This is a genomic window from Pararhizobium sp. LjRoot238 (assembly GCF_964252955.1).
Taxonomy (GTDB): Bacteria; Pseudomonadota; Alphaproteobacteria; order Rhizobiales; family Rhizobiaceae; genus Pararhizobium.
The window spans coordinates 571082-593944 of sequence record NZ_CAXUPP020000001.1 but is presented as its reverse complement, the minus strand read 5'-3'; the positions used below and the strand labels follow the sequence as shown (position 1 = coordinate 593944).

The following is a 22863-nucleotide window of genomic DNA, read 5'->3' as shown; positions in this document are numbered from 1 at the left end:
TTCATGTGCGGAATGAACGCTATCCGCTCGCCGATGGCCGAAGTGCTGGCGAAAGCGATGCTGCCGCCGGGGACTTATATCGCCTCGGCCGGGGTCAGGCCGGGAGAGCGCGATCCCTTCGTCGATGTGGTGTTGCAGGAAATCGGACTGACGGCCGGGCGGCATCAGCCGCATACGCTGGACGAACTCGAGGACGATTATTTCGACCTGATCGTCACGCTTGCGCCCGAGGCGCATCATGCGGCGCTGGAATTGACGCGGTCGATGGCGATCGATGTGGTATATTGGCCGACGCCGGACCCGACGGTCGCGACCGGAACCCGCGAGCAGATCGTCGCGGCCTATCGCGAGGTCCGAAATCACATCGCCACCTTGCTTAAGCATCGTTTGCTTGGACAAATGCCGGACAAGATGGCATAGCGCCCTGATAAAACTAGAAAAGAAGACAAAACCGGAAAAGACGGGTCGCTGCTGTTCACAAAACCGCGGCGATTGTGTAGTTTCCGCCGAATTTTGAAGGGCGCCGGTAGCGTCCACAGAGAAGCACAGAAAGAAATACCCTACATGGCGAAAGAAGAAGTCCTCGAATTCCCGGGCGTAGTCACCGAATTGCTTCCCAATGCGACGTTCCGCGTCAAGCTTGAAAACGAACATGAGATCATCGCCCATACGGCCGGTCGCATGCGCAAGAACCGCATCCGTGTTCTCGCCGGCGACAAGGTACTTGTCGAAATGACCCCCTACGACCTGAGCAAGGGCCGTATCACCTATCGCTTCAAATAAGCGCGGCGCGGCGTGTTTGCCGCAAAACTCGAGATCGACGGCCCTGTTGCGATGGCATTGACACACAAGCTGATCCTGGCCTCCGGTTCGCCGCGGCGTGTCGAGCTGCTCGCCCAGGCGGGCATCGAGCCGGCGCGCCTGCTGCCGATGGATCTGGACGAGACGCCGAAGCGCACCGAGCATCCGCGCTCGCTGGCCTGGCGGCTGTCGTCCGAGAAGGCGCGGGCAGCGCTCGCCGCCATCAAGGGCGAGCCCGGCTGGGAAGGAAGCTACATCCTTGCCGCCGATACCGTCGTTTCCGTCGGCCGCCGCATCCTGGGCAAGGCGGAACTGGTCAGCGAAGCCTCGAGCGCGCTGCATCTTCTCTCCGGCCGCAGTCATCGGGTCTATACCGGCGTCTGCCTGATCACGCCGGACAAGACCGTGCGCCAGAAGGTCATCGACACCAAGGTGCGTTTCAAGCGGCTCTCCAGCCACGATATCGACAGCTATCTCGCGTCGGGCCAATGGCGCGGCAAAGCGGGTGCCTATGGCATCCAGGGCATCGCCGGCAGCTTCGTCGTCAAGCTGGTGGGTTCGTATACCAATGTCGTCGGATTGCCGCTGTATGAGACCGTGAGCCTGCTGATGGGCGAAGGTTATGACGTGCATGAAAGCTGGATGAAGGGCTAATGCCATGAGTTCTGAAGGAAACAAGGGTGCATCGAATGTTGCGCCGCTGCGCAAGACCGTGCCATGCCCGGAATGCCGGCGCCCATCGCACCGGGAACACTACCCGTTCTGTTCAGACCGCTGCCGTAACGTCGATCTCAACAGATGGCTCAAAGGTTCCTACGCCATTCCGGTAGCCGACGATGAATCGAAAGCCGGCGACGAGGAATAACGCGGCTGAAAATTTCGCGGATATCCGTTGTTTTTCAGATATTTGCGACGAATGACATTTTCCTGTCGAAAAAACGTCATTTGGTGCTGGACACCGCCGAACAAGATGTTATAACCCCGCTCGCTTCCGGGGCGCAACCAACCGCCCCACGGTTCTTCAAGCGGAACCACTGCTTAAAAAGCAGGGATGCCCGGATAGCTCAGTTGGTAGAGCAGCGGATTGAAAATCCGCGTGTCGGTGGTTCAAATCCGCCTCCGGGCACCATTTTTCCTCAAGAAAATCAACTTGTTGCGATGTGGTCACGTCGTGGCGTGCCGGCGTTGGACCGCTTGGGTCGTCCAAAGGCACGCGGCATGCGGGGGCAATGCAAGGGCAAAAGACAATGGCCTCCGGCAAACCCGGCGCGGTTCAAGTCCTCGCGCAAGGGAACAAATGCCGGCCACCATCAAATGTCGTCTCTTGCGACATTTTCTCGGAAAGCGTTCTTGCCCGGAACGCTTTTGCCCTTGCTGATTAATATCATATTCGCTATATAGCGTCCATGAGATGGGTGGTCGAAACCCTTGAGGCTGCAGGATCGAGGCCTTGCCGCCCGGTCTTCAAGCACGATTGATCCGACTTATGGAAGCGGTCGAAGCCGTTGGGCTGGAGCAGTTGCGCGAACCGCATGTCAAGCATCTGGAAGGCAAACTGTGGGAGTTGCGCGCCAAGGCGGCGGAAGGCATCGCCCGCGGCATTTATGTCACGGTTACCGGCCGCAAGGTGATCGTCCTGCATGTGTTTGTGAAGAAATCCCAGAAGACGCCGGCGGGCGCCCTCGAAATCGCCAGAGCGCGGCTGAAGGAGCTACGGTCATGACCAAGATAGCAGATCTCAAGAAAAGGCTGATGGACAATCCGGAATTCCGGCAGGAATACGAGAAGGCCGACGCCGAATTCCAACTCGTCGAAGCGTTGGTTCGCGCCCGCACCAAGGCCAAACTGTCTCAGGCAGAGGTGGCGCGCCGTGTCGGAACCACGCAATCGGCCATCGCCAGGCTGGAAGGCGGCGGCGTATCGCCTTCGCTCGCCACCCTGCGGCGCTATGCCGAGGCAACCGGCGCGAAGCTGGAAATCAATCTCGTTCAACAGTAACGGCATATGCAAGTCGCCAACTCGGCGAATTCTCACGCAGCTTCCTGAAACCAGCTGTCGAAAATCTCGGCCGTCAATTTGATCGGTACTGTGGCTCGGGAGCGGGCGCGCGCCGAGCGGCTTTCCGCGCCCGGAATGCCTTGTATTTATACGACGAGCTGCAAAATTTCCCGCCCAGCGCTTCACTTTTGAACATGGTGCCGCAGTGACTGCATTCCCGTTCTTTCTGCGCATGGGCCTTGAGAAAACATGCCAGCGAGCAATGGATGCAGTTACTATCCTTCGGCGAAACATCTTTCCACAGCTGGCGCACTCCCTATCGGCGATCGTCCGCTGCATCGCGCAGGCGTTCGCGGGCCTCCTTCGGGTCGATCTTCAGTTTGGCGCAAAGAGCCCTGAGGGTGATGATTTCGCCTGCCTTGTCGGTCATGATCGTCTCCTTCGGTTCAAGACGATCTTTCCAATAAGACAGCCACAAGGGGGTTGTCAGGGAAATCCCAGATCATTTTCGACGGAGGCTTATGACCGCCTCAGCTTGAGCTACGGCAACCTCAAGGTCGGCTTCGGTCATGACCTCCGAGGCAGCTTTAAGGCGATCGATCAGACGCGCTCTATTTTCCTTTGCTTGCGGTTCATCGCCAGACAAAAGCTCGTTAGGGCTGGATTGTAGGACATCGGCGATTTTCAGGAGCATCGCTAAGTCGGGTTCGTTGCGACCGCTCACGTAATGCGCGTAGCGACGTTCGCTCAGCCCAACCCGACGCGCAACCTCAGCGTTGGCGAGCCCAAGTTCCTGCGCCCTCCGCCTTAAATTTGTGGCAAACACTTCCATGCGGAACAAAATGTTCCTGACAGCCTGACCTTGTCTATGTAGAGTATGTTCTTATTAGACGGAACATTTCCTGTGGTTTCATGCTCGATGTCAGCTACGACTATCTCCCTTTCCTTGCGTTCGGCGCTTTCGTGCTGGCTGTTCTCCTCTGGATGGAATGGCAAGGGCGCATCCGGCCACTGTTCATCCCACTCGCCGAGATCAGCCGCTTGGCCGACGAACTGATAGAGAAGGATGCCGACCGAGCCGAAGAACTTGCAGCCATCGAAGAGGACCGCGCTTGGCGCTACTCGCAGAACTTCGAACGAGGCAAGTGGCGGCGGGTGCGCAAGGAGCTGGAACGCAGGGGCATCGGAAAGTAACCGGCAGTCCGTGCGGACATCAGCGCACGCGGCAAGGGAGCGACACGATTGGCAGGTCGCTGCCGGCGTCTTGGCCGTGAATGTCTCCCCGCAATGTGGAATTGCAGAGAATTTACACCACCTCACAAGCGGTGCCTCTTCGATCAACCATGATCTACCGCACTATTGCCGCCTTCAGGTTATTACGGCGAAGATAGATGCCCGCTACTGCGCCGCCGCGGCAGCCGGGCGCTCTGCGGTCGTCCCGCCGCTAAAAATGATCACGGCGAACATCAATACGCCGGCGAACGCAATGATCGACGCGACCGCGACAACGGGCTCCAGCGACGGGTTGCCAGTGAGCATCAGGTAGAGCGCCGGCACCAGCAAAGCCACGCCGGCCGTGTAGACGGCATATTGGATCATCGCGATCCGGCGTTCCGCCTTGGCTGGATTGAGGGCGTGGTATCCGCCGAAAATCGCCATGGTGACCCATCCGAGCAGGTTCGCATGCGCGTGTGCGCCGATGGCACTATGATCGCCTCCGATGGCCATGTGCAGGCCCATGGAAATCCCGATGATCAGGAAGATGATGGCTGTCTTGAAATAAAGCTGAGCGACGCGCGGCATTCAGGATCCCCCCATTGTTGCCCCGCGCTAATATTAGCATTGAATTGGATTTCCAGAGAATAGCCAAAATTGGGGGCGTTGGCGCTAGCCTTCGCCCTGCGGGAGCGTCCGCTCGCTATGCGGCATACCTTCGTGCGGACCCTTGTTCTCCTCACCGGGTGTTGCGAGTTCGCGGCTAAGGTGATCCCTTCCCCTCAAAGCGCAAACACATCGATCGGTTCGCCAAGCCCCCTCAACGGATGCAGGCCTAAATTTTTCAACTGGGCCTGGCATCCTGCCATCTCGACGAAGGCCCGTGACAGAAGCACGGGGCGCTTGAGTTCCTTGGTCAGGCTTTCCAGGCGCGAGGCGATGTTGACGGCAGGGCCGATGACGGTGAAGTCGAGGCGGCTGCGCGAACCGATATTGCCGTACATCACATCGCCCACATGGACGCCGATACCATAGCCGAGAGGCGCATGGCCCTTTTTCACGTTCTCCTCGTTCAGCGCCGCCATGGCGGCCTGGGCCTCGCCGATAGCACTCAGCAGGTCGTGGCAGGCATTGGCGTTGCTGAGCGGAAAGATCGCCAGCAGGCCGTCGCCCATGAATTTCAGGATTTCGCCGCCGTGCCGTTCGATCGGTTCCGCCATCGCATCGAAATAACCGTTCAGAAGCTCGATGACGTCATCTCGGGGCCACATATCGGATATGCCGGTAAAGTCACGCAGATCGCAGATCAGGATCGCAGCACCCACCGTCACGCCGCTGCCGCGGGTTGTCGCCCCGGCGAGAATCTGCTCGCTCGCATGCGGGCCGACATAGGTTTCAAGAAGCGTGCGCGCCAGGCGGTTCTTCAAGCGGATTTCGCTGACAAGGGCGAAGGCCGGCAAAAGCTCGGCCAGGAATACAATCTCGCTATCGCTGAAGCCGCCGGGCCTGTCGCTGGCAAAGGTGATGATATGGCGCTTGCCCAGCGTGTGCTCCAGGTGCCAGGCAACATAGTCGGTGTGACCCTCGGCGCGCAGTTCGTCGTAAAGCGGGTAGGGTGGAGCGTCCCCGAATCCGGGCTCAAGGTGCTGGCGGACGACGGCTGCGCCGCTGTTGAGCTCGTTGATCGGGCTGTTGCGGTATTGGGCGGTGTCCTCGACGCCATAACCGAAAGTTCGGATTTCGGCCTCTTTCATACCCGTCAGCCACAGAATCCGCGCGCCCAGCCATTGCGGGTGAAGTGTGCGGAAATGCAACGTGCCGCGCGATACCGGCACGCCCGCCTCGATGAGCTTGTCGCACATCTCCACGAAGATATTGTCGATGAAGCGCTCATTGCGCGTCTCGGTCAGCAGCCATTCCACGATGCCGCTGCTGCTGTCGCCTGGCAGCAGGTCTGTGCTCCCGGGGCGCAGGCTGGAAGTGACGCTTGATGGAATTTGCATAACTACACCCCGTCATGGTCGTCGGCGCTCTGAACCGTAAACTTAGTCACCGCGAGAGCGGAATACCAGTGTGGGATGTGTCTTAAGTGCTTTGAGATTGGCACGCGGCGCCGATTGTGGACGGCAAATGGCGCGGCCGGGATCGGGCAGTCGGTGCGATGCCGATCGCTAAACAGAATCATGGCGCCGGCTGGTCGGCCGGCGCCATGAGAAATCACTTAGGCAGCAGCCGAAACGCTGCCTTCGGCAGGAACTTCGGAGATCGTCTTCAGGATCTGGGAAGCGATCTGGTAGGGGCAACCCTGCGAGTTCGGGCGGCGGTCTTCCAGATAACCCTTGTAGCCGTTGTTGACGAAGGAGTGCGGAACGCGGATCGATGCGCCGCGGTCAGCAACGCCGTAGCTGAACTTGTTCCACGGCGCAGTCTCGTGCTTGCCGGTCAGGCGCTTGTCGTTGTCTGGCCCGTAAACGGCGATGTGGTCCATCAGGTTCTTTTCAAAGGCTGCCATCAGCGCTTCGAAATATTCCTTGCCGCCGACTTCGCGCATGTACTTGGTCGAGAAGTTGGCGTGCATGCCCGAGCCGTTCCAGTCCGTGTCGCCGAGCGGCTTGCAGTGGAACTCGATGTCGATGCCGTATTTTTCCGTCAGGCGCTGCAGAAGGTAGCGGGCCATCCAGATTTCGTCGGCGGCCTTCTTGGAGCCCTTGCCGAAAATCTGGAATTCCCACTGGCCCTTGGCCACTTCGGCATTGATGCCCTCGTGGTTGATGCCGGCAGCAAGGCACAGGTCGAGATGCTCTTCGACGATCTTGCGGGCGACGTCGCCAACGCTCGAATAGCCGACGCCGGTGTAATACGGACCCTGCGGAGCCGGGTAGCCCGTTTCCGGGAAGCCGAGCGGACGGCCGTTCTTGTAGAAGAAATATTCCTGTTCGAAGCCGAACCAGGTGCCTTCGTCGTCGAGGATGGTCGCGCGGCTGTTGGACGCGTGCGGCGTGACGCCGTCCGGCATCATGACTTCGCACATGACGAGCGCGCCGTTGGTACGCGCCGGATCCGGATAGATGGCAACCGGCTTCAGCACGCAATCCGAGCTGCGGCCTTCGGCCTGCATGGTCGACGAACCGTCGAAGCCCCACAGCGGCAGCTGTTCGAGCGTCGGGAACGTTTCGAATTCCTTGATCTGTGTCTTACCGCGAAGATTCGGTACCGGTGTGTACCCATCGAGCCAGATGTACTCGAGCTTGTATTTCGTCATTTCGAACCTCTCATGGGTTGATGATGCGCAGCACCAGGAAAACCTGAACCGTGCTTCGCCGCCAACGGCTGGCGAGTTATATGCACAGCGCGTGCCAGTTTGCGCGGCAGGGGTGGCGACAACTGGTTTGCCGGGATGAAAAGGAAAAATCCATCGTTCAATAAGCTTCGGAAGGTCTGACCGGGCCAGAAACGCGAAGTCGCTGGCGAAATTGGCCTTTTTCGGCTAAATAAGGATGTTTCTCCCGTGGTCCACCGGGTGTTTTCGGTGAAAATCATGGGTTGTGCGCAAAATTTACGCAAAACTTGCGACAATTTGACTGGCGTGCAAACGCTTAAAATTTGTTGCGAAAGCCCTGCAAAAATTTCAATGCCTAAAAAATAGCCTACTTTTTAGGCTGCCTGTATTTTTTTTAATCAATCCGCGCAAAACCCACGCAAATCTGTTATGTTCGCCTCATTCGATCCGCACAGGCTCGAAAACGAAGGAAAGCCGATAGATGGCAATGATTTCTACGGGCGAGACTGCCAAAATCTACGAATTCCCCGCCGGAGGCCGGAAATTGGGCCGCCGCCGCTTCGAACAGGCGGGTACGGTTACCGATTTTCGGCCCAAGCAGGTTCTGCCGGTCGATTACAGCAACTGGTACCATGAAGAAGCGCTCCGCGAGGAACAGACGCCGAAGTCCTGATCGGGGCGGGAGCCAGCTGCTGCCGTTGCCGAATATGCCGGTCCAGTAGAGCGCCGCGTTTGCGTGTTGAAGATATTCCGCGCGATACAATTGGATGACTGAGAGTCATCCCCAAAGCACCTGAAAGCCTGATCCCCTCGACTCTTGGAGAGCTTTCCGCCGCTCAATCGGAAGCATATGGTTAACAAATACCAGCCGCTCAGCCGAATGTGACGTTATTTTAACAGTTTAGGCGAAAAATAAGGCAGAGCCGCCTTTCGACGGGATCAAAAGCTGATGCTGATCCGTTGTACGATAGGAGATTTGGCGCACCGGCAACGGAGCTTGCCGGTGCGGGCGAATATCCCCGCGGCCGGGAGCCATACGGTCTCACGTTGAACCTGCGGAGGAAAAAGGATGCTCGACATGACTGACCATATCATGAAGACGCTCTTGAACATCATGGTTGCGCTGTCGCTCTGCGCCTTCATTGTCCTGTTCATCGTCCTTTAACGGCAAGCCCGAGCCCGCTCGGCTCACGGATAGAGATAATGCGCCTCCCATTCGTCATGGGGAATAAGGTCGCCGATCGTATATTTGAACGACAGCACCTCGATATGGTCAGGCCCGGTGCTGCATTTGTATTTCAGCTTGTACCATTCCCCCCTTGCTTCGAAAAACCGCGCCCGGCGCCTGTATCTTGTCGTCTTCGACGATCGGATCCGCAAAGGTATAGGCAATCACCTTGTCCGGCTTGAACGATGTCTTGCCGGCGTTGATCTTCCACATTGCTTCGGTATCGCATCGCTGTTCCAGGCGGGTCTGCGGATCGAGTTTCTCGAACTGCTTGACCAGCGACCGGTCCATGGCTGCGGCGGGCGCGGCAATGACAGCGACCAGCAAAGTCAAGCAAACAAGCCTTTTCATTGCGCCGTCAACTCCTTCGTCATGTCAGGAAAAGGAAACCGCAAACAAGCTTCAGGACGAAGCCCGGGCGGATACTGACGTTAACTTCAAGGAAACCTTTGTGTTCATTCAAAGGCAGGTTAGATATCCGAAACGTCGATCCACTCGGCCGAGGAGAGGGCCGCCATTCGGTCAGGATTGATTCTGACGGCCGCGTGCGGCGCGCCGGCAGCAGGTACCACCTCATCGAAGGCTTTGAGCGAGATGTCGCAATAGACCTTGTGAGGTTTCACCAAGCCGAAGGGGCAGACGCCACCGACAGGATGGCCCGTCTCCTCCTCGACCTCATGGAAACCCAGCATGCGGGCTTTCGTCGAAAAGAGGGCCTTGTACTTCTTGTTGTCGAGGCGGGCGTCGCCGCGCGTGACGATCAGGATAACCTCGTCGGCGACCCTGAGCGCCAGCGTCTTGGCGATCTGCGCCGGCTCGACACCATGCCCCTCGGCCGCAAGAGCGACGGTAGCCGTGCTCTGCGGAAGCTCGATGACGTCGATGTCGGGGGCTTTTTCGGCGAAGAACGACTTGACGGAGGAAAGGCTCATGGCGCTACAACGGCTCCACTCGGATCGAAGCCGCACGCGCGGCCTCCGGATATTAGGAAGAGTGACGGTAAATGCTCCGGGCGCTCAACCGTCACGTGAACTGTCCGAGGATCTTTTCAGTCGTCGTTCGATGCGTCAAGATTTTCCGGTCGGATGCCTTCCTGGTCGTGCGGCAGGTAGCCGTGGTTGGTAAACCAGTTGATCAGGATAGCGGCGATAGCCTGGTTGCGCGTATCCATACCCGGGTGATCGGAAATGAAGGATTGAAGCGCTTGTTCGATCCGGAGATCGTAGAGGTCGGACATGATAACTCCCGAGAAATGCAGGAATAGCCCGCGTGGTTGCGCGGGCTTTCGCATGGGCCTGCGTCAGGCACGTTTGACGATCCTGATCAGCGCGAGCAGGATGACAGCGCCAAGAGTGGCGTGAATGATCGCCCAGAGGAGGCCGCCACCGACACCGAAGCCGAGCCGCGGAAACAGTGCTCCGGCAATGAAGGCGCCGACGACGCCGACAACGATGTTGCCGAGCAGGCCGAAGCCGAAACCCGAGACGATCAAACCTGCAAGCCAGCCGGCAATGGCGCCGACGATCAGAAAAACGACGATACTTTCGATACCCATGGATGGTTCCTTTCCGTTGTATCCGCAATAGGCAAGATAGAGCGAAAAGAAGCCTGCGTCAGAGGGGAAATTCGATCTCCGAAGCTTTTTTGCTTTCAATAGGTTGAAAGAGGGTGTGGCAGCGGGATTTTCGACGTGAAAGCGGCAGAATCGGCGCTTGCTGCCTCAAGCAAAATGGCCCGGCAACTGCTCCCGGGCCATTGTGAGAATCAGTCGTGGTTCAGACGATGCCGCCACCGCCGCTCTTTGAAGCCGGGCGCTCGCCGGATATTTTGGCGCGGTAACCGCTCGCCCGATAGGCCGCAACCGGTGCGATCGCGCCACCTGCTTCGAGTCGGGCCATGGCAAGGATGGGCTCGACATGGGTCCGGAATGCGGCTTTCAGCGTCTCCGTTGCCATCAATGCGTCATTGCCGTCTTGATAACCCTCAAGCGCCTTGCGATCGACGAGCAGCGCTTGTGCGTAGGCGCGGCTGACTTCCATCGCCGAGTTCATCAGGCTTTCGATCGGGTCGGTAACATTGTGGCTTTGGTCGAGCATATGTGCAGGTGAAAAGCCCTCCGCATCCCGCGTTTCCGCATCCACCAGTTCGTTGAAGATGAGGAACAGGCGGTAGGGATCGATCGATCCCGTATCGAGATCGTCGTCGCCGTATTTCGAATCGTTGAAGTGGAAGCCGCCGAGCTTCTTGAACTGGATGAGGCGGGCGACGATCATCTCGATATTGACGTTCGGTGCATGGTGGCCGAGATCGACGAGGCAAAAGGCCTTGGCGCCGAGTTCCTGGGCGATCAGATAGTTGGTGCCCCAGTCCTGCACCACCGTCGAGTAGAAGGCCGGCTCGAACATCTTGTGCTCGGTGAAGATGCGCCAATCATCCGGCAGGCCCTTGTAGATGGCCTTCATCGCTTCGAGATAACGTTCGAAACTTCTGGTGAAGTTGCTCTGGCCGGGAAAGTTGGAGCCGTCGCCGATCCAGACGGTCAGTGCCTGGGAACCGAGCGCCTTGCCGATCTCTATGCATTCGAGATTATGGTCGACAGCCTGCTGGCGGGTGGCGGCATCGGCATGCGACAGCGAGCCGAACTTATAGGAATGGGCCTGATCCGGCGCGTCGGAGAAGGTGTTGGAGTTCACCGCGTCGAAACCGAGGCCCAGAGCGTTGCCCTTTTCCTTCAGTTCCTTGAGGTCGTCGACCTTGTCCCACGGAATGTGCAGCGAGACGGTCGGCGTCGCCTTGGTCAACTGCTGGATGACCGAGCAATCTTCGATCTTGTCGAAGATGTTGCGCGGTTCGCCGGTGCCGGGAAAGCGGGCAAAACGCGTGCCACCAGTGCCGACGCCCCAAGACGGGACGGCGACACCGTAAGCGGACACCTTCGCTTTGATGGCGCCGATGTCGATGCCCCGGCGCGACAGTTGTGCGCCGAGATAATCGTAGTCGGCTTTCAGATCGGCAAGACGTGCCGCATTGTCGGCGTCGATGACGTCCTTTTTGATCATCAATGTCATGTCGCCCTCCGGTCTAGCGCGTGAACGACTGGGCGTTGCCCGCATCCACATTGATGATGTTGCCGGTCGACTTGGCCGACATGTCGGAGGCGAGGAAGTAGATCGCCTCAGCGATGTCTTCCGGGTAGACACTGAGCTTCAGCATGGAGCGGTCGCGGTAGTGTGCTTCGAGTTCATCGACATCCATCTTGTAGGCCGCCGCGCGCTGTTCCTTCCACTCGCCGGTCCAGATCTTGGAGCCGCGCAGCACGGCATCCGGATTGACGACGTTGACGCGGATCTGCGCCGATGCGCCTTCGAGCGCCAGGCAGCGGGCAAGATGGATTTCGGCGGCCTTCGCCGTGCAATAGGCCGACGCGCCGGGGGAGGCGGCAAGGCCGTTCTTGGAGGCGACGAAGACGACGTTGCCGCCGGCTTTCTGTTGACGGAAGATGCGGAAGGCTTCGCGCGAGACGAGGAAATAGCCGGTCGCCAGGATGTCGATGTTCTTGTTCCACAGCGCCAGCGTCGTGTCCTCGATTGCGGCGGAGGAGGCGAGGCCGGCATTCGAAACGAGGATATCGAGCCCGCCGAACTCGAGCAGCGCATCGGCAAAGCTCTTCTCAACGATGGCTTCGTCGGTGACGTTCATGTTGACGGCGCGGACGAAATCCTTGCCGTAGCGCCCGCCCAGTTCGGCATGCGCTGCTGCCAAAGCCGTCTCATCGATATCGGCGAGAACGACACAGGCGCCTTCCTGCATCAGGCGGTTCGCCGTTGCCTTGCCGATGCCGCCGGCGCCGCCGGTAACGAGGGCTATCTTGCCGGCCAGCATCTTCGGCTTCGGCATGCGCTGGAGCTTGGCTTCCTCGAGCAGCCAATATTCGATGTCGAAGGCCTCCTGTTCCGGCAGTCCGACATACGTCGAGACGCCGGAGGCGCCGCGCATGACATTGATGGCGTTGACGTAGAACTCACCGGAAATACGGGCCGTCGCCTTGTCCTTGGCGAAGGTGATCATGCCGACGCCGGGCACGAGGTAGACGACCGCATTGGGATCGCGCATCGCCGGGCTGTTGACGCGCTTGCAGCGCTCGTAATAGGCGGCGTAACCGGCGCGGTATTCGGCGATTGCCGCTTCAAGGCCGGCCAGCGTCTTGTCGACGTCGGGATTGGCCGGATCGAAATCGACGACCAGCGGGCAAATCTTGGTGCGCAGGAAATGGTCCGGGCAAGATGTGCCGAGAGCAGCCAGGGGCTCAAGGTTTTTCGAGGTTACAAAGTCAAGGACGGCCTGGCTGTCGTCGAAATGACCGAGCTTGCGTTCGTCAGCGCTGATCATGCCGCGAACGACCGGCATCAGTTTTTGCGCGACTGCGCGGCGTTCAGCTGCCGGTAACACCGGCTTCACCGCGCCGCCGAAGGCCGGAGCGGTGTTTTCCGTCTCGAACCAGGCAATCGCCTTGTTGATGATTTCGACGGTGGTTTCATAGGCTTGCCTGGCGGTGTCGCCCCAGGTGAAGAGGCCATGGCTTTCCAGCACGGCGCCGCGGGCGCTCGGATTTTCCTTGCAGAATTTTTCCAGCCACAGGCCGAGTTCGAAGCCGGGACGCTTCCAGGGCAGCCAGCCGATATCGTCGCCGAAAATCTGTTGCGTCAACTCGCGGCTGTTTTTCGACGCGGCAATCGCGATAATTGCGTCCGGATGCATGTGGTCGACATGTTTTTTCGGCACATAGGCGTGCAGCGGCGTATCGATGGAGGCTGCGCGCGGATTGAGGTTGAAGGTGCAGTGCGGCAGGTAGCCGACCATCTCGTCTTCGAAGTCAATGCCGCGATAAAGCCCCTTCAGGGCCTCCAGCTTCTCCATGTAGAGCGTGGAAAAGCCATCCATCTTGATGGTGCCGACGTCGCCGCCGGAACCCTTGACCCACAGAACCTCGACTTCACCGCCGCCGAGCGGGTCCTTTTCGATGACCTTGGCGGAGGTGTTGCCGCCGCCGTAGTTGGTGATGCGCTTGTCGGAGCCGAGCAGGTTGGAGCGGTAAAGCAGCCGCTCCGGTTCGCTCATCGCGGCTGCCTTGCGGTCATCCCAGAGATTGGCAAGGCGCGCGCCTTGTTGCTTGTCGAGCATCGATCATTCCTCCCGGTCAATTCTGCGCCGGCCCCTTTCATTTTTAAGGGCGAAGAGCGCATTCGTTGTGATCAGATCACACAAAGAGCGGCGTCATGTCAATCATAAACGATCAAATTCAGTCATATTGCGGTGCACAATGAAAAAATATGATTGAAAGTGATTGACAATGCACGGTCGTGATGGAAGCATAGGCATCGTTGGAGGATGAAATGCACGAAAAAGAGCGACACAGGATCATTCTGTCGGCGGTTCAGGACAAGCCGGTCGTCACCGTGCCTGAATTGGTCGAGTTGACGGACAGTTCCGAGGCGACGATCCGCCGGGATATTGCCGCTCTGCACGTGCAGAAACGTCTTCGCCGGGTGCGCGGCGGCGCGGAAGCAATCAATCCGCCGCAGTTCGTCGGGCTTGCCGGCCGCCCCTTCAGCGTCAATGAAGGTCTGCATGCCCGCCAGAAGCAGGCAATCGCCAAGGAAGCGGTAGCGCTCTGCCAGGACGGCGAGCCGATCATCATCAATGGCGGCACGACGACCTTCCAGATGGTGCATTTTCTGGCCAACCGCCGCATGCAGGTGTTCACCAATTCCTTTCCGATCGCGGAACATCTGCTCAAGCATTCGAAGAATACGGTGATGCTGTCGGGTGGCACGATCTATCGTGAACAGAACATCATCCTCAGCCCGTTTGATAATGACGTGACGCGCAATTTCTATGCGCGCCGCATGTTCATGGGTGCGCAAGGCCTCGGCCCGCTCGGCCTGATGGAGGGCGATCCGCTGCTCATCCAGGCGGAACAGAAGCTGATCGACCAGGCCGACGAACTCATCGTGCTGATCGACTCGTCGAAATTTCACAAGCGCTCCAGCCTCATTCTCTGCGGGCTGAAGCGCATCACCACGGTGATCACGGATTCGGGCATCGAGGACAGGCACGTCCGGATGCTCGAAGATGCCGGCGTCAATTTGGTCGTTGCCAATACGAGGTCGGGCAATCTTGAGGAGAATGCTTCCTCGTCGGCATGACGCCGACGGGAGGAGGGGAGTGGAAAACCGCCGGTTTCCAAGGCTTCGAGGCCAACCCGGCAGACTTGAAAGCATAAAGCCGGATGAAAGCGGTCATCGTGACCGCACGGCTTCAGGGAGGAGAACGTCAATGAAGATTTTGAAAGCACTGATGGTCACGACGGCGGTGTCGCTGGCGCTGATGGCCGGCACCGCGCATGCGGAAAACAAGAAGATCGCGCTCGTCGTCAAGGCGCTCGGCATCGGCTTCTTCGAGGCCGCCAACAAGGGTGCCCAGGAAGCAGCCAAGGAACTCGGCGATGTCGAGGTGATCTATACCGGTCCGACGTCGACCACCGCCGAAGGCCAGATCGAAGTGATCAATTCGCTGGTGGCGCAGAAGGTGGACGCCATTGCCATTTCGGCCAATGACAAGGACGCGCTGGTTCCGGCGCTGAAGAAGGCCATGGATCGCGGTATCAAGGTCATCTCCTGGGATTCCGGCGTTGCACCGGAAGGCCGTGCAATGCACCTCAATCCGTCGTCCAATCCGCTGATTGGCAACATGATCATCAAGCTCGCGGCTGACAACCTTCCCGACGGCGGCGATGTCGCCGTGCTTTCCGCCTCGGCCACCGCCACGAACCAGAACACCTGGATCGAGGAAATGAAGAAGGTTCAGGGCAACTACAAGGGCATCAATGTCGTCACGACGGTCTACGGCGACGACCTTGCCGACAAGTCCTACCGCGAAACGCAGGGCCTTATTCAGTCCTATCCGAACCTGAAGGCGATCATCGCGCCGACCTCCGTCGGCATCGTTGCTGCAGCCCAAGCCGTCGAAGACGCCGGCAAGGTCGGCCAGATCAACGTCACTGGTCTCGGCCTTCCCTCGGAGATGGCAGGCCATGTGAAGGCCGGTTCGTCCAAGTCCTTTGCGATCTGGAACCCGATCGACCTCGGCTATTCCGCGACTATGATCGCCTATGACCTGATCGGCGGCGCGGAAGCCAAGCCGGGCGCCGAACTGAAGATGGGCCGCATGGGCACCGTCAAGCTCGACGACAGCAACGAAGGCGCCATGGCCGACCCGTTCGTCTATGATGCGTCGAACGTCGAGGAATTCGCCAAGATCTTCTGATCTGGGAGTGACTCCCTCCCCCTTTTGGGGAGGGTTGGGGAGGGGACTTTCTTTTCTTCCGAGGACAAGAACCCCTCCCGTCGCTTCGCTCCGACCCTCCCCACAAGGGGGAGGGTTAGCCCGGAGAACGCCGTAGCTCTATTTGCAGCCGGGTTCCCGACGATTGAAATCAATCATACCGGTGGATTGCCTCTTGTTGCAGGAAACGACCACATCGCGGATGAAGCCCGCAATCGCGCTTGAGGACATCTCCAAGTCCTTTCCGGGCGTGCGCGCACTCTCCAGCGTCTCGCTAACACTCTATCCGGGCTCCGTCACGGCGCTGATCGGCGAGAACGGCGCCGGAAAGTCAACGCTCGTGAAAATCCTGACCGGCATCTACCAGCCGGACGGTGGCGTGATCCGCGTCGATGGAGAGGAAACGCATTTCCCGACTGCTCTGTCAGCGGCGCATGCCGGCGTTACCGCGATCCATCAGGAAACCGTGCTGTTCGACGAGCTTTCGGTCGCGGAAAACATCTTTCTCGGCCACGCACCGCGCAATCGTTTCGGCCTGATCGACTGGAAGAAGCTGAACGGCGATGCTCGCAAGCTGCTTTTGAGAGTCGGAGCCGATATCGATCCGACCATTCGCCTGCGCGATCTCGGCATCGCCAACAAGCATATGGTGGCAATCGCGCGAGCCCTTTCGATCGACGCCAGCGTCGTCATCATGGACGAGCCGACAGCCGCTTTGTCGTACAAGGAAATCCAGGAACTCTACGAACTGATCGACCGGCTGAAGGCCGACGGCAAGGCGATCCTGTTCATCAGCCACAAGTTCGACGAGATTTTTCGGATCGCCGATCGCTACACCGTGTTCCGCGATGGCGGCATGGTCGGCGAGGGGCTGATCGCCGATGTGGCGCAGGATCAGCTGGTCAAGATGATGGTCGGCCGCGATGTCGGTCAGGTTTTTCCGAAGGTGGATGTTGCGATCGGTGAACCTGTCCTGACCGTCTCCGGCTACCGCCATCCGACCGAATTCGAGGATATCAATTTCGAGCTTCGCCGCGGTGAGATCCTCGGTTTCTACGGCCTGATCGGTGCTGGCCGTTCCGAGTTCATGCAGTCGCTGATCGGTATCACCCGGCCTTCGGCCGGTGCCGTGAAATTGGACGGTGAAGTCCTCGTCATTCGCTCGCCCGCTGAGGCGATCGATGCCGGCATCGTCTATGTGCCGGAGGAACGCGGCCGCCAGGGCGCGATCATCGGTCTGCCGATCTTCCAGAACGTCACGCTGCCCTCGCTGCACCGGACCTCACGCTCCGGCTTCCTCAAACTCGCCAAGGAATTCGCGCTGGCGCGCGAATATACCCAGCGGCTCGATCTGCGCGCCGCCTCGCTCGATCAGGACGTCGCCACTTTGTCGGGCGGCAATCAGCAGAAGGTGGTGATCGCCAAATGGCTGGCGACGCAGCCGAAGGTCATCATTCTCGACGAGCCGACCAAGGGCATCGACATCGGCTCGAAGGCTGCAGTTCACGCCTTCATGAGCGAACTGGCGGGGCAGGGCTTGAGCGTCATCATGGTCTCGTCGGAAATCCCCGAAATCATGGGCATGGCCGACCGCGTCATCGTCATGCGCGAGGGCCGCATCGCCAGTCGTTTCGAGCGCTCCGAACTGACCGCTGAAAAGCTCGTGCGGGCCGCTGCCGGCATATCGGAGGCGGCGTGATGGCCAAAATTCTGAAGAACCGCGAAATCCTTCTCGTCGTTGCCATTGCCGCCTTGCTGGTGGCGATCACCCTGCGCTTCCCCGGCTTCGTCGCACCAGCCAATCTGGCCCGGGTCTATAACGACACGTCCATCCTCATCATCCTGGCGCTCGGCCAGATGGCCGTCATCCTGACGCGCTGCATCGATTTGTCCATGGCTGCCAACCTGGCGCTCTGCGGCATGGTCGCAGCGATGATCAATGCCGCCTTTCCCGAGGTGCCAATTCCGGTGGTCATTCTCGCTGTCGTTGTCCTTGGAGCGCTGCTCGGCTCGATCAACGGCCTGCTTGTCTGGAAGCTGGACATTCCGCCGATCGTCGTGACGCTCGGCACGCTGACCATCTATCGTGGCACCATCTTCCTTTTGAGCAACGGCGCCTGGATCAATGCCCATCAGATGAGCGACGCCTTCAAGGCGCTGCCGCGTGCACCGCTCGCTGGCTTGCCGGTCCTTTCGTGGCTTTCGGTTCTGGCAATCGCCGCCGTCTATCTGCTGATGACGCGCACACCGGTCGGCCGTGCCTTCTTTGCCGTCGGCGGCAATCCGCATGCGGCTGTTTATACCGGCATCGATGTCGGCCGCACGCGCTTCCTTGCTTATTGCCTGTCCGGCGCGCTGGCAGGTCTCTCAGGCTATCTGTGGGTTTCGCGCTATGCCGTCGCCTATGTCGATATTGCCGCCGGTTTCGAGCTCGACATCATCGCGGCCTGCGTTATCGGCGGCATCTCGATTGCCGGCGGCATCGGTTCGGTGCCGGGTGCGGTACTCGGCAGCCTGTTCCTCGGCGTCATCAAGAACGCGCTGCCAGTCATCAACATCTCGCCCTTCGCGCAGCTCGCAATTTCCGGAACGGTGATCATCATCGCGGTTGCCGTCAACGCCCGGGCAGAAAAGCGCAAGGGTCGTGTCATCCTGAAGAAAGCGGAGGCGGTCTGATGGCGGAAGCGCATCTTTCACCCCGGGTCATTCCCGACCGGCTGCAAAGTCGCGGCAATCGGCTGCTGAAAAGCTGGGAGAGCCTGCTTCTGGTCGTGGCGGTGCTGATCTTCACGATCAACTCCTTCGCCTCGCCCTATTTCCTCGACCCGTGGAACCTGTCCGACGCGACGTTCAATTTCACCGAGAAGGCGATGATCGCCTTTGCCATGGCGCTGGTCATCATCGCAGGAGAGATCGATCTATCGGTTGCTTCGATCATCGCCCTATCCTCGACAGCCATGGGACTTGCCGTCAGCTTCGGCTTCGACACACCCACGCTGGTTGTTATCGGCCTTGGTACCGGCCTCCTCTGCGGCATGGTCAATGGCCTGCTGATCACCGGTCTCGGCCTGCCGTCGATCGTCGTCACAATTGGTACGATGAGCCTCTTTCGCGGCCTGTCTTTCATCATTCTCGGCGACAAGGCCTTTACCGGCTATCCTGTGAGCTTCGCCTATTTCGGGCAGGGCTATGTCTGGTGGGTGTTCTCCTTCGAATTCGTTCTCTTCGCCGTTTTCGCGGCGATCTACAGCGTGCTGCTGCACAAGACGAATTTTGGCCGCGTTGTCTATGCGATCGGCAGCAACCAGACGGCAGCGCTTTTCTCCGGCGTGCGCGTCGGCCGGGTCAAGTTCATCCTGTTCCTGCTCACGGGCCTGATGGCCGGCATCGCCTCGATCTGCCTGACCTCACGGCTCGGCTCCACGCGGCCGTCCATTGCGCTCGGCTGGGAGCTTGAGGTGGTGACAATGGTTGTGCTTGGCGGCGTCAGCATTCTCGGCGGCTCCGGCACCATTCCGGGCGTCGTGCTCGCCGCTTTCATCATGGGCATGGTCACCTTCGGCTTCGGGCTCTTGAACGTGCCTGGTATTGTCATGTCGATCTTCATCGGCGTGCTGTTGATTTCGGTCATCGCCCTGCCGATCCTGTGGGCGCGTGCCCGCCGCCGCGTCGCGCATTGAGGACCATCCATGGAAAAATACGCCTTTCGCATGCGGCTCAATCCTGGCATGGCAGCCGAATACAAGGCCCGCCACGACGCGATCTGGCCGGAACTGTCGGAGCTTCTTAAGTCGGCCGGCGTGTCGGACTATTCCATCCATCTCGATGAGGAGACCGACCTCCTGTTCGGCGTCCTCTGGCGGCGCGACGATCACACCATGGCCGATCTGCCTGAGCATCCGGTGATGCAGAAGTGGTGGGCCTATATGGCTGATATCATGGAGACGAACGCCGACAACGAGCCGGTCGCCGTTCCGCTCGTCACCGTCTTTCATATAAAGTAATGCCATGAAAACCATCGCCGTCATCGACATCGGCAAGACGAATGCCAAGGTCGCCCTGGTCGATCTCGATCGTTTCGAGGAAACGGCCGTGCGCAAGACTGCCAATGGCGTGACCGCCGATGGCCTCTATCCGCATTTCGACGTCGAGCGCTTGTGGCGCTTCATCGTTGAAAGCCTTGCCGCGCTCAACGCTGAAACGCCGGTTGACGCCATCTCCGTGACCACCCACGGAGCGACGGCCGTGCTGCTCGACAAGAACGGTGATCTTGCTCTGCCGTTGCTCGACTACGAATGTACCGGACCGGACGCGCTGGCAGCAGATTACGACAAAGTGCGACCGCCCTTTGCCGAGACCGGCACGGCGCGGCTGCCGGTGGGGCTGAATATCGGCGCGCAGATCTACTGGCAGGAACAGACGTTCCCGGAAAAGTTCGCCAATGTCGCAACGATCCTCACCTATGCGCAATACTGGTCCTATCGGCTAAGCGGCGTACTCTCCACGGAATTGACCTCGCTTGGCTGCCACACCGACCTGTGGAACCCCTATGCCGGCGATTTCTCGACGATGGTCGATGCCCGCGGCTGGCGGCCGCTGTTTGCGCCGGTGCGCCGGGCAAGCGACCTTCTGGGTGGTCTGACCGCGCAGGCCGCAAAGGAAAGCGGCCTGCCGGCAGGCTTGCCGGTCTTCTGCGGTATCCACGATTCCAACGCCTCGCTGCTACCCCATGTCCTGACGCGGCCAGCGCCTTTTTCCGTCGTCTCCACCGGAACCTGGGTGGTGATCATGGCGATGGGTGCGAGGAAGATGGCGCTGGACGAGGCGCGCGATACGCTGATCAACGTCAATGCGCTCGGTGATCCCGTGCCCTCGGCGCGGTTCATGGGCGGCCGTGCCTTTGCGACCTTGATCCCTGACCCGGCGATCACCGTTTCCGAGGACATGGAAGCGGAAATGGCGGCCCGCCAATGCATGCTGCTGCCGGCCGTGCCGAAAGGCTCGGGACCTTTCCCGCAGGCTAAGGCGCGATGGACCTGCGAAGAGGATGCGTTGACGGGCGCGGAGCGTTTCGCCGTCGTGTCCTTCTACCTGGCGATGATGAGTGCGACGTGCCTCGACCTGATCGGCGCCGAAGGGGAGATCGTCGTTGAGGGACCGTTTGCGGCGAACCAGACCTATCTGCGGATGCTGAGCGCGGCGACAGGAAGACCCGTGCTGATCGGCAGCCAAAGCGCCACCGGCACAAGCCTTGGAGCGGCCTGTCTTGCGGATGGCAGCCGGGCGCGGTTGCATACGGAGCAATTTAGGGGAAGTGTACCCGAACGCTACAAGGTCTATGCCGAAAAATGGCGGGCTGAGGCCGAGCCGTCTGAGTGTCGGTCCATAAAGAAGTTGAATGATATGAATCGTTTGTGATTCCATGCAGTTGAATTGATTCGATGAGGGCATGGACGCGATGTGGACGAAGGCTAACCGAGGGAAATACAATCGAGATTGTCTGCGCTATCCGAGCGATTTGACGGATGCGGAATGGGCGCTGGCTGAACCCTTGATTCCGCCTGCCAAGCACGGCGGTCGCAGGCGTGAGGTCGATGTCCGGGAGGTTCTCAACGGCCTGCTTTATGTTCTCAGCACGGGTTGCCAATGGCGGGCAGTGCCGAAGGACCTGCCGCCGAAGAGCACGCTGTTCAGCTATTTCGACCTGTGGAACTGGGACGGCACGCTCGGCCGCATTCATGAGGAACTCTACGTGAAATGCCGTGAGGCGATGGGCCGCGAGGCCAGTCCGACGGCGGCAATCATGGACAGCCAGAGCGTCAAAGGCGCTGAAAAAGGGGGCGCTGCATTGACCCGGGCGGGTATGATGCGGGGAAAAAGATCAAAGGCAAGAAACGCCATATCCTTGTCGATACGGTAGGCCTTCTGCTGCATGCGCTGGTTCATCCGGCCGACATCCAGGACCGCGACGGTGGCGTGCTGGTTCTGAAGACGCTGTTCGGGCGCTATCCGTTCTTGAAGAAACTGTTCGCCGATGGTGGCTATCAGGGGCCTGTCTTCGCCAAGGGACAAAAGAAGGCAATGCCAGGACTTGCGACCGCGATCGTCAAGCGCTCCGACACCGCCAAGGGTTTTGAGGTTCTGCCGAGGCGCTGGGTGGTCGAACGGACGTTCGCATGGCTGGGTCGATGCCGCAGGCTGGCCAAGGATTTCGAAAATCTGTCGCGCAACGCGCTCGCCTTCCTCAAGCTGGCGTCTATCCGCCTCATGCTGCGAAGGCTCTGTTCAAAATGAATAACTTTCCGGACCGACTCTGAGACAGCGTGAGAAGAGATAGCCAAACGTGCAGCAACGTGAGGCGTGAAAACTACAGCGCTTTGGAGGATTTCGAAGAAATTCTTAAAAGACCCGCGAATTCATTGACTTGCGGTCTTCCTCGATATTGAGGAGCATGGAGATCGCTGCCAGCGTCAGCGTGGCAATCAGCGTAGCGCTCAATCCAAGAACAATCATTGCTCGTTCCTTCTACGTCATCCTCATGATGTCGCTTCAACGTGGCCGGCTATGCTTGTGCATGGCTTGCGCCGGTCAGAATAGGCTGTAGTTAACGAGCGGCGCTCGCAAGATCAACTCTCAAGTTTTACCATTCAGAACCTGTTGTTTCTTGATCACATGCAAACCCCGGGGCGGCATGCGGTTGCGGCCGGTTGCGCCAATATGGCGCGAATTTTAGCGAAAGCCGAAGGGGAGTATCAACCGTTAACCTTCAAGCAAGGAATTAACCATAAACATGATCGTACACGTCGGAGTGGGAAACTCTACTTCCCGACAAGGCATGATGCCGTACCGACGAACCGGTTCCGATCCGGTATGCACTTCACCGGATACCTCTTGGGAACGAAGCGGCCGAATGCCGTGGCCGGATGGCGTCGCCGCCGTCTCCACGCGCATCTTGCAAGTCGGCGTGCTTGGGCATCGCCCCTTCAGTCTATCCGTT

Annotated in this window: 24 protein-coding genes, 1 tRNA gene and 2 pseudogenes; 17 read left to right on the top strand and 10 right to left on the bottom strand. The window is 59.3% G+C overall.

Features of this window, described 5'->3' with window-relative positions; all coding sequences use genetic code 11:
- The first annotated feature begins 3 nt into the window (after positions 1-3).
- From ACSQ3F_RS03085 to ACSQ3F_RS03055, 7 genes are all read left to right on the top strand, one after another.
- Positions 4-420 (top strand): low molecular weight phosphatase family protein, encoded by a 417-nt coding sequence (locus ACSQ3F_RS03085; RefSeq protein WP_349437771.1) that lies wholly within the window; start codon positions 4-6, stop codon positions 418-420.
- A gap of 144 nt (positions 421-564) precedes the next feature.
- On the top strand, positions 565-783 hold the full coding sequence (infA, locus tag ACSQ3F_RS03080) for a translation initiation factor IF-1 (protein WP_037119817.1): 219 nt from the start codon (positions 565-567) through the stop codon (positions 781-783).
- A gap of 51 nt (positions 784-834) precedes the next feature.
- Positions 835-1455, top strand: a complete 621-nt coding sequence (locus tag ACSQ3F_RS03075) for a Maf-like protein (protein ID WP_436098871.1) — start codon at positions 835-837, stop codon at positions 1453-1455.
- A gap of 4 nt (positions 1456-1459) precedes the next feature.
- The gene (gene yacG, locus ACSQ3F_RS03070) at positions 1460-1666 is read left to right on the top strand and encodes a DNA gyrase inhibitor YacG (protein WP_436098870.1); all 207 of its coding nucleotides are present in this window, start codon (positions 1460-1462) and stop codon (positions 1664-1666) included.
- Positions 1667-1854: 188 nt separating this feature from the next.
- Positions 1855-1930 (top strand) — tRNA-Phe (locus ACSQ3F_RS03065).
- A gap of 321 nt (positions 1931-2251) precedes the next feature.
- Positions 2252-2524: a type II toxin-antitoxin system RelE/ParE family toxin gene (locus ACSQ3F_RS03060; RefSeq protein WP_436098869.1), complete on the top strand. Its 273-nt coding sequence runs from the start codon at positions 2252-2254 to the stop codon at positions 2522-2524.
- On the top strand, positions 2521-2799 hold the full coding sequence (locus tag ACSQ3F_RS03055) for a helix-turn-helix domain-containing protein (RefSeq protein ID WP_436098868.1): 279 nt from the start codon (positions 2521-2523) through the stop codon (positions 2797-2799). The genes ACSQ3F_RS03060 and ACSQ3F_RS03055 overlap by 4 nt, the downstream gene beginning before the upstream one ends.
- Positions 2800-3301: 502 nt before the next feature.
- Here the strand turns inward: ACSQ3F_RS03055 and ACSQ3F_RS03050 are convergent.
- Positions 3302-3631: a helix-turn-helix domain-containing protein gene (locus tag ACSQ3F_RS03050; protein WP_436098867.1), complete on the bottom strand. Its 330-nt coding sequence runs from the start codon at positions 3629-3631 to the stop codon at positions 3302-3304.
- An 80-nt stretch (positions 3632-3711) separates the two neighbouring features.
- Between ACSQ3F_RS03050 and ACSQ3F_RS03045 the strand changes: the two genes are divergently transcribed.
- The gene (locus tag ACSQ3F_RS03045) at positions 3712-3993 is read left to right on the top strand and encodes a hypothetical protein (RefSeq protein WP_436098866.1); all 282 of its coding nucleotides are present in this window, start codon (positions 3712-3714) and stop codon (positions 3991-3993) included.
- A 204-nt stretch (positions 3994-4197) separates the two neighbouring features.
- Here the strand turns inward: ACSQ3F_RS03045 and ACSQ3F_RS03040 are convergent, their stop codons facing one another.
- The 3 genes from ACSQ3F_RS03040 to ACSQ3F_RS03030 form a co-directional block, all read right to left on the bottom strand.
- Entirely contained in the window at positions 4198-4602 is a 405-nt protein-coding gene (locus ACSQ3F_RS03040; RefSeq protein ID WP_436098865.1) for a hypothetical protein, read from the bottom strand.
- A 194-nt stretch (positions 4603-4796) separates the two neighbouring features.
- Positions 4797-6017: an adenylate/guanylate cyclase domain-containing protein gene (locus ACSQ3F_RS03035; RefSeq protein ID WP_436098864.1), complete on the bottom strand. Its 1221-nt coding sequence runs from the start codon at positions 6015-6017 to the stop codon at positions 4797-4799.
- Between the two features lie 218 nt (positions 6018-6235).
- A complete protein-coding gene (locus tag ACSQ3F_RS03030; RefSeq protein WP_436098863.1) occupies positions 6236-7276 on the bottom strand; it encodes a glutamine synthetase beta-grasp domain-containing protein in 1041 nt (346 codons plus the stop codon).
- Positions 7277-7775: 499 nt separating this feature from the next.
- Here ACSQ3F_RS03030 and ACSQ3F_RS03025 point away from each other — a divergent pair, with 499 nt between their 5' ends.
- Positions 7776-7967: a DUF2735 domain-containing protein gene (locus ACSQ3F_RS03025; RefSeq protein ID WP_436098862.1), complete on the top strand. Its 192-nt coding sequence runs from the start codon at positions 7776-7778 to the stop codon at positions 7965-7967.
- 515 nt (positions 7968-8482) lie between these two features.
- On the opposite strand, the pseudogene ACSQ3F_RS03020 reads toward ACSQ3F_RS03025, so the two are convergent.
- The 6 genes and pseudogenes from ACSQ3F_RS03020 to ACSQ3F_RS02995 form a co-directional block, all read right to left on the bottom strand.
- Positions 8483-8873 (bottom strand): annotated as a pseudogene (locus ACSQ3F_RS03020) (DUF930 domain-containing protein).
- A 119-nt stretch (positions 8874-8992) separates the two neighbouring features.
- Positions 8993-9454 (bottom strand): YbaK/EbsC family protein, encoded by a 462-nt coding sequence (locus ACSQ3F_RS03015; protein ID WP_436098861.1) that lies wholly within the window; start codon positions 9452-9454, stop codon positions 8993-8995.
- A 116-nt stretch (positions 9455-9570) separates the two neighbouring features.
- Entirely contained in the window at positions 9571-9759 is a 189-nt protein-coding gene (locus ACSQ3F_RS03010) for a hypothetical protein (RefSeq protein ID WP_436098860.1), read from the bottom strand.
- Positions 9760-9822: 63 nt separating this feature from the next.
- Positions 9823-10077, bottom strand: a complete 255-nt coding sequence (locus ACSQ3F_RS03005) for a GlsB/YeaQ/YmgE family stress response membrane protein (protein ID WP_436098859.1) — start codon at positions 10075-10077, stop codon at positions 9823-9825.
- Positions 10078-10297: 220 nt separating this feature from the next.
- Positions 10298-11590: an L-rhamnose catabolism isomerase gene (gene rhaI / locus ACSQ3F_RS03000; protein WP_436098858.1), complete on the bottom strand. Its 1293-nt coding sequence runs from the start codon at positions 11588-11590 to the stop codon at positions 10298-10300.
- A 13-nt stretch (positions 11591-11603) separates the two neighbouring features.
- Positions 11604-13703, bottom strand: coding sequence for a bifunctional rhamnulose-1-phosphate aldolase/short-chain dehydrogenase (locus ACSQ3F_RS02995; protein ID WP_436098857.1), 2100 nt, complete (start codon positions 13701-13703; stop codon positions 11604-11606).
- 212 nt (positions 13704-13915) lie between these two features.
- On the opposite strand from ACSQ3F_RS02995, the gene ACSQ3F_RS02990 reads away from it, so the two are divergent.
- From ACSQ3F_RS02990 to ACSQ3F_RS02955, 8 genes and pseudogenes are all read left to right on the top strand, one after another.
- Positions 13916-14728 (top strand): DeoR/GlpR family DNA-binding transcription regulator, encoded by an 813-nt coding sequence (locus ACSQ3F_RS02990; RefSeq protein WP_436098856.1) that lies wholly within the window; start codon positions 13916-13918, stop codon positions 14726-14728.
- Positions 14729-14858: 130 nt separating this feature from the next.
- Positions 14859-15848, top strand: coding sequence for a rhamnose ABC transporter substrate-binding protein (gene rhaS, locus ACSQ3F_RS02985; RefSeq protein WP_436098855.1), 990 nt, complete (start codon positions 14859-14861; stop codon positions 15846-15848).
- Between the two features lie 220 nt (positions 15849-16068).
- Complete coding sequence (locus ACSQ3F_RS02980) at positions 16069-17565, top strand: sugar ABC transporter ATP-binding protein (protein WP_436098854.1); 1497 nt, start codon at positions 16069-16071, stop codon at positions 17563-17565.
- Positions 17562-18542: an ABC transporter permease gene (locus ACSQ3F_RS02975; protein WP_436098853.1), complete on the top strand. Its 981-nt coding sequence runs from the start codon at positions 17562-17564 to the stop codon at positions 18540-18542. The genes ACSQ3F_RS02980 and ACSQ3F_RS02975 overlap by 4 nt, the downstream gene beginning before the upstream one ends.
- Positions 18542-19546 (top strand): ABC transporter permease, encoded by a 1005-nt coding sequence (locus ACSQ3F_RS02970; protein ID WP_436098852.1) that lies wholly within the window; start codon positions 18542-18544, stop codon positions 19544-19546. Before ACSQ3F_RS02975 ends, ACSQ3F_RS02970 begins: the two co-directional genes overlap by 1 nt.
- A 9-nt stretch (positions 19547-19555) precedes the next feature.
- Positions 19556-19870 carry an L-rhamnose mutarotase gene (gene rhaM / locus ACSQ3F_RS02965; protein WP_436098851.1) on the top strand — a complete coding sequence of 105 codons (315 nt, stop codon included), beginning with the start codon at positions 19556-19558 and terminating at the stop codon, positions 19868-19870.
- Between the two features lie 4 nt (positions 19871-19874).
- A complete protein-coding gene (locus ACSQ3F_RS02960) occupies positions 19875-21284 on the top strand; it encodes an FGGY-family carbohydrate kinase (RefSeq protein WP_436098850.1) in 1410 nt (469 codons plus the stop codon).
- A gap of 31 nt (positions 21285-21315) precedes the next feature.
- Positions 21316-22160: pseudogene (locus tag ACSQ3F_RS02955) on the top strand (IS5 family transposase).
- Positions 22161-22863 lie beyond the last annotated feature (703 nt).